The 9,917-nt window shown below is 65.1% G+C and carries 9 protein-coding genes; 2 read left to right on the top strand and 7 right to left on the bottom strand.

All coding sequences use genetic code 11. From position 1 onward, the window contains the following. Window positions 1-226 (top strand): IS3 family transposase (locus HMPREF2674_RS04330; protein ID WP_141761802.1); only part of this gene is annotated, 226 nt, incomplete at its 5' end. A gap of 98 nt (window positions 227-324) precedes the next feature. Here the strand turns inward: HMPREF2674_RS04330 and HMPREF2674_RS04325 are convergent. Beyond that, window positions 325-537: a hypothetical protein gene (locus HMPREF2674_RS04325; RefSeq protein ID WP_049345963.1), complete on the bottom strand. Its 213-nt coding sequence runs from the start codon at window positions 535-537 to the stop codon at window positions 325-327. 102 nt (window positions 538-639) lie between these two features. Next, the gene (disA, locus tag HMPREF2674_RS04320; protein WP_049333395.1) at window positions 640-1,716 is read right to left on the bottom strand and encodes a DNA integrity scanning diadenylate cyclase DisA; all 1,077 of its coding nucleotides are present in this window, start codon (window positions 1,714-1,716) and stop codon (window positions 640-642) included. Between the two features lie 231 nt (window positions 1,717-1,947). On the opposite strand from disA, the gene HMPREF2674_RS04315 reads away from it, so the two are divergent. Next, window positions 1,948-3,411, top strand: a complete 1,464-nt coding sequence (locus HMPREF2674_RS04315; RefSeq protein WP_070824921.1) for a DNA repair protein RadA — start codon at window positions 1,948-1,950, stop codon at window positions 3,409-3,411. An 89-nt stretch (window positions 3,412-3,500) separates the two neighbouring features. On the opposite strand, the gene HMPREF2674_RS04310 is transcribed toward HMPREF2674_RS04315, so the two are convergent. The 5 genes from HMPREF2674_RS04310 to HMPREF2674_RS04290 all read right to left on the bottom strand — a co-directional run bounded on the left by HMPREF2674_RS04310 (window position 3,501) and on the right by HMPREF2674_RS04290 (window position 9,620). After that, the gene (locus HMPREF2674_RS04310) at window positions 3,501-4,895 is read right to left on the bottom strand and encodes an FUSC family protein (protein WP_246826175.1); all 1,395 of its coding nucleotides are present in this window, start codon (window positions 4,893-4,895) and stop codon (window positions 3,501-3,503) included. Window positions 4,896-5,058: 163 nt separating this feature from the next. Then, window positions 5,059-6,759: a polysaccharide pyruvyl transferase family protein gene (locus HMPREF2674_RS04305; protein ID WP_070824919.1), complete on the bottom strand. Its 1,701-nt coding sequence runs from the start codon at window positions 6,757-6,759 to the stop codon at window positions 5,059-5,061. Window positions 6,760-6,762: 3 nt separating this feature from the next. Beyond that, window positions 6,763-7,821 carry a glycosyltransferase family 2 protein gene (locus HMPREF2674_RS04300; RefSeq protein WP_070824918.1) on the bottom strand — a complete coding sequence of 353 codons (1,059 nt, stop codon included), beginning with the start codon at window positions 7,819-7,821 and terminating at the stop codon, window positions 6,763-6,765. A 141-nt stretch (window positions 7,822-7,962) separates the two neighbouring features. Next, window positions 7,963-9,003, bottom strand: coding sequence for an inorganic phosphate transporter (locus HMPREF2674_RS04295; protein WP_049333405.1), 1,041 nt, complete (start codon window positions 9,001-9,003; stop codon window positions 7,963-7,965). Beyond that, window positions 9,003-9,620 carry a hypothetical protein gene (locus HMPREF2674_RS04290; protein WP_049333407.1) on the bottom strand — a complete coding sequence of 206 codons (618 nt, stop codon included), beginning with the start codon at window positions 9,618-9,620 and terminating at the stop codon, window positions 9,003-9,005. Before HMPREF2674_RS04290 ends, HMPREF2674_RS04295 begins: the two co-directional genes overlap by 1 nt. Window positions 9,621-9,917 lie beyond the last annotated feature (297 nt).

Here is a 9,917-nt window from a genome sequence, read left to right as displayed (position 1 = left end):
GAGTATGTCACGCAAAGGCAACTGCATCGATAACGGTGCCACCGAGCAAGTTTTCGGACATCTGAAGGATGAGTTTTTTCGTGGGCAGGACTGGTCAACCTTTGAGAGTTTCAAAGCTGACCTTGACGCCTATATTACGCATTGGAATACGGTAAGACGTCAGGTGAAGCTTAGGGGCCTGACTCCGGTAGAGTACCGGGTTCAGGCCCTGCGGGAAGCCGTGTAATGGCTATTATTTATTGCGTCCAAGTTTCGGGGCGCAGTTCATCTCCGGCGCGAGGGCTTTTCGTATAAGGCTGTTGCGTGGCGATACCTGGAGGTGTGCTACTTGGAGGCGCGCGGCTTGGCGAATCGGCGCTCGCCCAGGTAGCCGAGCAAGCCACCAAAGACGGTCCACTGCAGGGCTGCTAGAAGCAGGGTGGGCGGGTCGGTCACCTCAAAGGAATTGGGAATGACTCGGAACCACAGCAGCGGCAGGTAAATCAGAAAAAGAATGGGGGAAGCCCACACAAAGAACGGGACGGAGCGCTTGGCCATAGTGACCTCCTCGTGACGTGTTATGGCCTGGACGAGGGGAAACCTCTGTCGACACATCATAACCCGGAACCGTTCTCAATTGCTAGGGGTGTACCCGGGTGACTAGAGGTAGCGCTCCAGGCTGCTTTCCGCCATGCGGGTCAGCTGCTCGCGCACCGTGCGGGCGCGCGCCTCGCCCACGCCGTCCACGGCTCGCAAATCCTCAAGGGAGGCCGCCATGAGGGCCTGAAGGCTTCCGAAGCGCTCCACGAGGCGTTCGGCAATCGCGTTCGGAATGCTCGGAATACCGTCCAGCAGACGGAAGCCGCGCGGTTGCAGGGGAGTCTCCAAATCGGGGTTCTCGCCAAAGCCGACGGTGCGGGCAATCGTGCGCAGATCCACGATAGCCATATCGTCCAGGTTCTGAAGCGCCTCAACACCGGCGGTAATCAGCTCGTCGTTCACCTCGGGCAGGTAGTCGCGCAGAATCAGGTCGCTAGCGGTCATCTCGGGGGCGCGTAGCTCCTCCAGCTGCAGGGCAATCAGGCGGCCGTGCACGCCAAGCTCCAGCACGTAGTGGCTGACCTCGCGGATAATGCGGTTCACCATCTCCATGCGCTGAAGGGTCATCGCCACATCCGCCAGGGACACGTTGGACTCAATCTCCAGGGCCGAGAGCGAGGAAAGCACAGAGCGCAGGCGCTTCTTATAGCTTTCAAGGGTCTGAATCGCCTGGTTCGCGCGGGCCATGAGGTACTGGCTGTCCTCGACCGTGTAGCGGGTGCCGTCAACGTACACCGAAATGACGGACATTGAGGCGCTCACCGAAATCACCGGGAAACCGGTCTGAATCGCGGTGCGCTCGGCGGTGCGGTGGCGGGTGCCGGACTCGTTTGTCTCAATGGAGGCGTCCGGCATGAGTTGCACTGCGGCGTGCAACAGGCGGGTGGCGTCGCGGTCGCAGATGATGGCGCCATCCATCTTCGCCAGCTCGCGCAGGCGGGTTGCCGAAAACTCAGTGTCGATGTTGAAACCGCCCGAAGACATGGAGGATACGGTGCGGTCGGATCCGAGTACGATGAGCGCGCCCGTACGGCCACGCATGATGCGTTCTAAGCCCTCGCGGAGCTCGGTGCCGGGGGCGATTCGGGCGATAGTTTTCAACAAAAGGTCACTATAATTCATCTGCACGAAAACCATTGTACCCATAAGGGTGGTTATTGAGCCAGGTCAGGGGCGAAACGGCGGGCTAAAGTGCTTTAAAAACGAATAGATATTCTTGATTTTAAACGATGTTGAAATGTTGTTCCCCGGGAGGCACTTGCGGCGGCCCCGGATGGTTTTACGGGTGCGGGCCGCCCCGCTGTACGCCCGTCGCGAGAGATGACCTTCGCCCCGGTAAGAAAGCGGGCCCGCCCCTACAATAGAGCCATGAGCGCCCGCACCAAGACCACCAAAACCGCCCCCGCCTACCGCTGCACCGAATGTGGCTGGACCACCGCCAAGTGGGTGGGCCGCTGCGGCGAGTGTCAGACCTGGGGCACCGTCGAAGAAGCCGCCGGGGGAACCCGCGCGCGCACCCGTGCCGCATCCAGCGTGCAGAAACCCGCCCAGCCCATCGCCGAGGTCGACTCGCGTGTGGCCGCCTACATGAGCACCGGAAACCCCGAATTTGACCGCGTACTCGGCGGCGGACTCGTGCCCGGCGCGGTCATCCTCATGGCGGGCGAACCCGGCGTGGGCAAGTCCACCCTACTGCTGGACGTTGCCGCCACCTTCGCGCGCGGCACCGCCGGGATTGCGGGGCAGAAGGGCGCGCAGAACCGCGCCACCCCGGCGCAAAACACCTCTGCGCAGAACACCCAGCCGCCGCGCCCGGTCCTGTACATCACCGGCGAGGAATCCGCCGCGCAGGTCAAGCTTCGCGCCGACCGCATCGGTGCCATCGCGGAAACCCTCTACCTGACCAGCGAAACCGACCTCGGCACCGCCCTGGCGCACATCGAACAGATTGACCCGGCGCTACTGGTCATCGACTCGGTGCAGACCCTCGCCTCCGCGGAAGTTGAGGGTAGCGCCGGCGGCGTCACCCAGGTGCGCGAGGTCGCCGCCTCCGTGATTGCCGCCGCGAAGGAACGCAACATGTGCACCCTGCTCGTGGGGCACGTGACCAAGGAGGGCACCATCGCGGGCCCGCGCCTGCTCGAGCACCTGGTGGACGTGGTCTGCCAGTTCGAGGGCGACAAGCACTCGAATATCCGCATGCTGCGCGCGATTAAGAACCGCTTCGGCCCCACCGACGAGGTGGGCTGCTTTGACATGCACGAGGATGGCATCGCCCCCGTACTGGACCCCTCCGGCATGTTCGTCTCCAGCACCCCGCACCCGGTGGCGGGCACCTGCGTGACCGTTACGATGGAGGGCCGTCGCCCCCTGCTCGCGGAGGTTCAGGCGCTGCTGGATCAGGCGGTGGCGCCCGCCCCTCGCCGTACCGTTTCGGGCCTGGATTCGGCGCGTATCCAGATGCTGTTGGCGGTGCTACAGCGCCGCGCCGGGCTGAACGTGGGCAAGCTCGACTGCTACGTCTCCACGGTGGGTGGCGCGAAAATTGCCGAGCCCGCCGCCGACCTGGCCTGCGTCATGGCGTTGGCCTCGGCGGCGCAGAATAAGCCGCTGCCGCGCAAGCTCGCGGTCTTTGGCGAGGTGGGTCTGGCGGGCGAGGTGCGCGCCGTGCCGGGCATCCGCCAGCGCATCGCGGAGGTGGGCCGCCTGGGCTTCACACACGTGCTGGTGCCCGCCTCCCCGACCGGTGTGGGGGACGTGCCCGAGGGGGTCACCGTGCGCGAGGTGACCACCCTGGGCGAGGCGCTGGCACTACTCTTCCCGCAGAAGTAAAACGGCAAAAGCGAGGAGGGGGCTCCCGGCTGGCGTGAATGTCGCCGGGAGCCCCCTCCTCTATACTTTGCGGCTGGTCGCCGACCCCGTTAGTCCCGGCGAACCTGCGAGGGACGGTCGGTGCGCGGCTGGGAGGCGTTCTCCTTCTCGTTCTCGAACAGCATGATGTTGATCGAACGGGTGTGTAGCTGATCGGGCTGTCGCTGGATATTCTCCAAAGCGTTCTCCGGAACGGAACCCGTCACGGTGGCGGCGCCCATTTCGGCGGCGCGCGCCTCCATCTCTTCGGGGCTCACGTGCAGGTCAATCACCGGCAGGGAGGAAGTGCTCGGGGCGTGCTGCGTCATGGCCTCGCCCAGGGGCATCAGCTTGTCCAGGGCCTCCTTGTGGCTCATGCCGGTGGCCTCCATGAAGTCCACCACGATGAGGCGCAGCATCAGCACCAGCGACTCGCCCTCGAAGGATGCCACACCCATGTAGTGCGGGTCGAGGGTTCCGGCCAGGCGCACCATGCGGTCCTGCGCCTTCTTCATGTAGTGCTCGCGCTCCTCCTTCTTCGGCGCAGACATGCCCAGGCCGATGCTCTGGGCGGCCAGCGACAGCTCGTCCAGAGCCTTGCTCAGCGATACCTGAGCGGCCGAACGCAGCTGCACGTGGCGAATGGTTGAGGCCATGCGACGGTTGAGCACGCGGTCGTTACGAATGGCCAAATCCACCGCGGCGAGGGTCTTCGCCATGCGTTCCAGCTCTTCGCGGTTCTTGCGGCTATTCCACGACAGGTCGTTCATGCCCTGCGCGGTGATGAGGTCGCCGCGGCACGCATCGTAGAGCGGCTGCAGGGCGCGCGCATCGAGCAGGCTCTGGTACGCCTTGTTGTAGTCGTAGTAGCGGATTGCCTCGGAGGAGAGCTGGAAAACCTTCGCGAACGCATCCATGAGGGCCTGTGCGCGGGCACGCGGGTTCTTGCGCGGGTCGCGCGGCATCAGGTACATGGTGAGAAATGCAAAGGCGCCACCCACAATGCCATCGAAACTGCGGGTGAACGCATCGTCAGGTACGGGCAGTAGCAACGTGAAACAGGCCTGGAAGCTGAGCTGAATCGTAAAAATAATGCCCTTATCAATAAATCGGGCAATAATCACGGTCAAGAAAAGCACCACTGCCGCCTGCCAGGTACCGTGACCGAGCAGGATCAGCAGAAGGTCGCCAATGAGAATGCCGAGGGTCACGCCGAAGGAGACCTCAAGGATTCGGCGGGAATGCTTGGCACCGCTTACATAGCCGAGGGATACGAGGGCAGCGACCGGCGCGAAAATGGGCTCGTGGTGGCCCAGGACGCGCTCAGCGAAAAGCCAAGCGCCCATAGACGCCGCAACAATCTGCACAGACTGAAAGAAGTCTGCTCGGACTCGGTGAACACCCTCACGGATGAACTGTCGAGTACTACGTTCTGCGTTGCGAAGAATGTCTGCGAATTGTGCCATGGGAACCATCATACCGTCGAGCCGAGCGGGGCGAGGGGAGGCCGGAGTATGCGGTTCTGTGACGTGCGACCTGCACCCCCGGCCAGGTCGGGCGCTCTCTACTGCTTTGGGGGTGCTGGAGGTACCGCGGGGTGCCGGAGGGGCGCCCAGAGGGGCAGCCGACCTAGCCGCGGATGCGGCGGGCCACCCGGCGCAGAAAGCCGGTGCGGTTCTCGGGCTCCGGCGGCTCGGGGTTGCGCTCGTCCCGGGCTTCCCCTCGAGGTTCGTTGTCGCCGGGGCCGGCCGCCTCGCGGGGCTCTTCCCGCTCGGCCAGCAGGCGCTCGAGCTCGGCGCGGTGCACGGCATCCCAGGAGTGCGCGCGGTCGGACATGGCCCACTCGAACCCGGCCGTCAGGCTCGTGGCCGTAAAGAGATCGCGTGCGGCGCGGACGGTTGCACCCAGCGGCTCGGGCAGCGCCGGGACTTGTGTCGCGGCGGGGAAGGGTGCGGGGGCTTCTGTTTTTCCAGGCTTCTCTTCACCGTGCGCAAGGATCTGCGTCAGCAGGTAAGTGCGTTCGGCTCGTAGAGCCTCCAGCAGCTCGGTGCGGCGCGCATCCGATGCCACCGCCGCATGTCGCAGGGCGGTGGCGATCATCAGCTCGGGAATACCGCCGGCAAGCAGGCCCAGCGGAAGGGTGAACTCGCCCAGCCCGTACTGGCTCAGCGCGCCGCCCACCCGCATCTGCGTGAACGCATCGGGCACGAGGGCGAGCACGGGAATACCCGCCGCGGCGGAGAATACCGCCGGGTGGTAGCGGCTGGTCAGGGTGAACGCCGCCGCCCGGTGCACGGTGATGCTCTGGTCGGCGTGCAGAATCGGTAGCAGGGTCGCCGGGGTGGAGGGACTGAGCTGCTCGGCGATGCGCTGGTGCGCCTGAATATCGCCGCTTGCCGAGTCCTGCGGGTCACCGTAGTGGCTCAGAAATACGGGCGCGTAGCCGTGCTCGCGCCACATGCCGTCGAGTAGGCGCGCAATCTGCTGAGCCTGCTGGTCGGTACATTCGTTGACGGTCACGCAGACGTAGTGCTCCGGCAGCTCGTTAAGTGCCTGACTTGCTGAAATACCCTCCGCATAGTGCAGGGTGCGTGCCGGGTAAACCGTCGGGTAGTCGGTAGCGTCATCCACGCTCAGGCGCGCGTCAATATCCCGTTCGCGGCACCAGGCGAGCGAGGAGCTTTCGCGTACCGTCACCGAACGGGCGGTGCGGAGCATACGCTCCAGAACCTGCGCATCCTCGGGGTTGAGGACCGGGCCCAAGGACTGGCCGGTCACGAATAGGGGAACACCGGCGTACTCGGCGACGAGAGTCACCGAGGCACGCTCGTAGAGGAGCCAGCCGAAGCGGGAGTTGAGGTTGCCGCCGCCCGAGATGACGACCGCGTCCATGGCGGCGATGGAGTCCGCGAAGCCCACCATGCGTTCGACGGTCTGTTCCAGCGGGTGCAACACCTCGGGCAGCGCCTGCACCTGCGGTAGTGCCACCAATTCGGTGATGGAGGGCCGCTCCCGGTCGGCGTGCAGCTCAGTCAGGACGCACTCGAGCGCCGCGAGGGTCAGCTCACGCTCGGCCGGCGCCCAGGGGAAGAGGAAAAACGGCAGGTAGGAGTAGCCATCGCCCTCTGCGCCGCGGGACGCGTTGAGGTACCGCGCCGAGTGTCGCTCGTCGCGGGTCATGAGGGTGACCTCCGCGCCGCCTTCGGCAAGTGCCTGAGCGCTCGCAATGGTCATCGCCTCGTCGCCCACGTGGTAGGTGTGCTGGCCGATATCGCCGACCACGAGCACGCGCGGCGCGCGGGAATGAGTAGAATGAGCGTTCTCCGTCATGGGTTAGCGGCCCTCCCCGTGAGGCGTTGCGGAACGCATGCGCCGCGCGAGGGAGCGGGCCGCGGAACTCAGAGTGCGCAGGGCGCCGCGTCCCCGCGACCGGTCGGCGGCGAATCGGGCCTCCAGCTCGCGCTGGCGCGCATCCATAGCGGCCTGATGAGTCTCAATGCGCTCTAGCCGCTCCCCGAGGGAACGCAGAAGATCCAGGGATTCGCGGGTCAGGTCGTGCCCGTCAATCACGCGACGTTCCAGATCGGCCATCAGGTGCGCCTGATAGAGGTACGGGCCCGGGCGCCCGCCGGACTGCAGGTCGTCGCGAATCGCGCGGGCGCGCACGCTTGCATCAAAACGGGCGTGCTCGGCCTGGCGCTGTACGCTATTGGCCTCCGCGCCGTCGGCCTCCGGGCGCAGCGACCAGTAGGCGAGGGGTTCGTCCACGAGTAGCACCTCGGTCACGGCGGCGGCACGCAGGTTGAACTCCCAATCGCCGACCACGGGCAGGGACTCGTCGTAGAAACCGACCAGCTCGTGCAGGCGGCGACGGTAGAGGATGCCAATGGGTACCGTGCGGTTGGTGCGGTAGAGGAACTGCAGTCCGAACCCGGGCAGGCCGTCGTGGAAGATGCGCTCCTCGTACACCTCGAACTCGCCCTCGGGGGTTTCGCGTTCATAGCGTTCCACCACGCGGGTCGAGCAGATGAGTGCTTCGCTTGCGCGCAGGGCCCCGACGGTGCGCTCCAGGAACTCGGGGGCCCACAGGTCGTCATCGTCGTGGATGGCCACAAATTCGCTGTCGGTGACCGCCAGTCCGGCGTTCGAGGCCGCCTCCATGTTCCCGCCGCTGGTGGTGATCAGCATGAGTCGCGGCGCATCGCCCTCCAGCAGGTGCGCGAGGGGCGAAGCCTGCAGAATGGCGCGGGTGGCAGACTCGTCCCCGCCGTCGTTGATGACGCAGACCGTGTAGTCGGTGAAGGTCTGCTCGGCGATATTGGCCAGGGCGCGGCGCAGGAAACGGGGGCGGTCCTTCGTGCGGACCAGAACAGCTACGGTGGGGGAGGGCATAGTCACTTATCGATTGGGGGAGGCCGTGTGAAGGCTCGTGAACTCACACCATTATGAAGGGCGTTAGCTCCCGCGCTCAACCCGCGCCGATCATAGATGAGAAAGGGAATCAGGTGGGGTCTACGGCGGCCCCGCGAAGCCTCAGAGAAGCGCCTGAACCGCCATCATGACCGCCACACCGACAATAAAACACGCCGGAATGGTCACAATCCACACCAGCAGAATCTGAAGCACAATGCGGGGCTTCAACGCGTTGAAACGCTGGTTAACACCCGCACCCAGGGTCGATGCGGTCGCCAGGTGCGACGAAGAGAAGGGAACCTGCAGCAAAAAGTACCCAAGAATCTGCACGGCGGCGGTGGTTCCCTGCGCGACGGCGCCGCGGAGGGGATCGATGCGCACCATCTTGTACGCGAAGGTGTAGCCGATGCGCCGCCCGCCGCTGAGCGTTCCCAGGCCCAGGGTCAGGGCGATGAAGAGCGTGCCGAGGAGCATCCCTGCGGTGTCCAGGCGGTACGTTCCGCCGGAGCCCGAATGGTCGCCGAGCAGGGGAACCATGAGCGACCACAGGAGCAGGTACAGATAGCCTGTCTGCACCCCGTGCAATAGCGAAATCGCGGAGGAGGACACCGCGAGCACCTCGCGGGAGTGCTGGTTGACCATGCGCGGGTTGTGCCCCACCACGAGCCGGTAGAAGGGAATCACCATGACCCAGGAGAGAACAAAAATCAGCGGAGGCAGGTAGAGCAGGGGCCAGAGGGTCGCCTCGAAGATGTGCGGCAGAAACGAGCTGAGGTGCAGTTCCTGGCTGCCCTGCGTGCTGAATCGGGCCCACCAGCTGACCCCGGCCAGCGCGCCGATGAGCGCGTGGGTCGAGGAAGAGGGCAGGCGGAGCGCCCAGGTCAGCATGCCCCAGATGGAGCAGACGAGCAGCGCGGCGAGGATGCCGCTCAGGCCGGTCTCGCCCTCGGGGGCGCTCACCCAGGTGGCCGAGTATTCGCCCAACAGTAGGAAGGCGCTCACGACGCCGAGGACGTTGAAGAGCGCCGCCAGGTAGAGGGCCGAGCGCTCGCCGAGGGCGCGAGTGCGCACGGGCACGGCGACCGTGTTGGAGGCGTCGTGCATGCCGGTCACGTAGACGGCCGCGCCGAACGCGCAGAGGGCGAAGGGAATCAGGAGCATTAGGACTCCTGCACGATGATGCGGCCAATCTCGGTGGAGACATCGCGCATCGCGTTGGAGGCGGCGGTCAGCTGGGCCAGGAAGGTCACGTAGCGGCGGTAGCGTTCGTGGGTGTAGCGGGTGGAGATGTGGGCTTCGTACTCTTCGGCGGTGCGCAGGGCCTGCCGCGAGATGCGGAGCATGTCCATCCAGTAGTTGTCGAGGCCGCGGATATCGGCGAGCTTGGGGATGACGGCCGCGGTGAGTACGGCCTGCCGCTGGATGATATCCAGGATTGAGGTGATGTGCGTGGCAAAGCCGTCAATGCTGTGCAGGGACAGCACGTGCGCGGCGCTCGTGAGCTTTTCAACAGCGGTGGTGAGCTTACGGGCCAGGGTGTAGATATCCTCGCGCGGAATCGGCGGGGAGAAGGAGCTACGCACCTCGGTGAGGGTGCGGTAGAGCAGGTCGGTGGAGTCGGCCTCGTGCGCGAGCATGCGCTCGAAGAGGGCGGGGTATTCGGCGACGGGGGAACCCACCATTTCGGAGAGGAGCGCCGCGGCCTCGCCGACCTGGGCCGAGATTTCGGCGAGGGAGGCGAGGGATTCGTTCGCGTGGGGGAAGAGGCGGTGCAGCATAGTTCCCAGTCTAGCGAGTGGTCGGGGCTGAGGAGTATTTTGGACGCGGCCCGTGCCCGGAACCTATACCCGGAATCCGTGCCCAGAACCTGTACCCGGGGCTCATCCGCAATAATGTATTCTCAATTTCGCATATACGGGGTTTGTGGCACGACGTGAAGAGATGCGCTGAAACCGAGAGCCAGAACCGGGCGCTGGAACTGGGGTCGAGAGCCCGGACCAGCCCAGACCGGGATGCAGACCATAAGGTACAGGCCGACAACATAAAACGGTGGGGGTCGATTTCTCGACCCCCAC

This window comes from Rothia sp. HMSC062F03, from assembly GCF_001836905.1.
GTDB classification, from domain to species: Bacteria; Actinomycetota; Actinomycetes; order Actinomycetales; family Micrococcaceae; genus Rothia; species Rothia mucilaginosa_A.
Note: the sequence above shows the minus strand (reverse complement) of the source record. Positions and strands in the feature narration are given on the sequence as shown.

What these genes read in the sequence shown, in the direction of transcription:
- HMPREF2674_RS04325 (WP_049345963.1), bottom strand. Translation starts at nt 537, where the DNA reads ATGGCCAAGCGCTCCGTCCCGTTCTTTGTGTGGGCTTCCCCCATTCTT.
- disA (WP_049333395.1), bottom strand. Translation starts at nt 1,716, where the DNA reads ATGGTTTTCGTGCAGATGAATTATAGTGACCTTTTGTTGAAAACTATC.
- HMPREF2674_RS04315 (WP_070824921.1), top strand. Translation starts at nt 1,948, where the DNA reads ATGAGCGCCCGCACCAAGACCACCAAAACCGCCCCCGCCTACCGCTGC.
- HMPREF2674_RS04310 (WP_246826175.1), bottom strand. Translation starts at nt 4,895, where the DNA reads ATGGCACAATTCGCAGACATTCTTCGCAACGCAGAACGTAGTACTCGA.
- HMPREF2674_RS04305 (WP_070824919.1), bottom strand. Translation starts at nt 6,759, where the DNA reads ATGACGGAGAACGCTCATTCTACTCATTCCCGCGCGCCGCGCGTGCTC.
- HMPREF2674_RS04300 (WP_070824918.1), bottom strand. Translation starts at nt 7,821, where the DNA reads ATGCCCTCCCCCACCGTAGCTGTTCTGGTCCGCACGAAGGACCGCCCC.
- HMPREF2674_RS04295 (WP_049333405.1), bottom strand. Translation starts at nt 9,003, where the DNA reads ATGCTCCTGATTCCCTTCGCCCTCTGCGCGTTCGGCGCGGCCGTCTAC.
- HMPREF2674_RS04290 (WP_049333407.1), bottom strand. Translation starts at nt 9,620, where the DNA reads ATGCTGCACCGCCTCTTCCCCCACGCGAACGAATCCCTCGCCTCCCTC.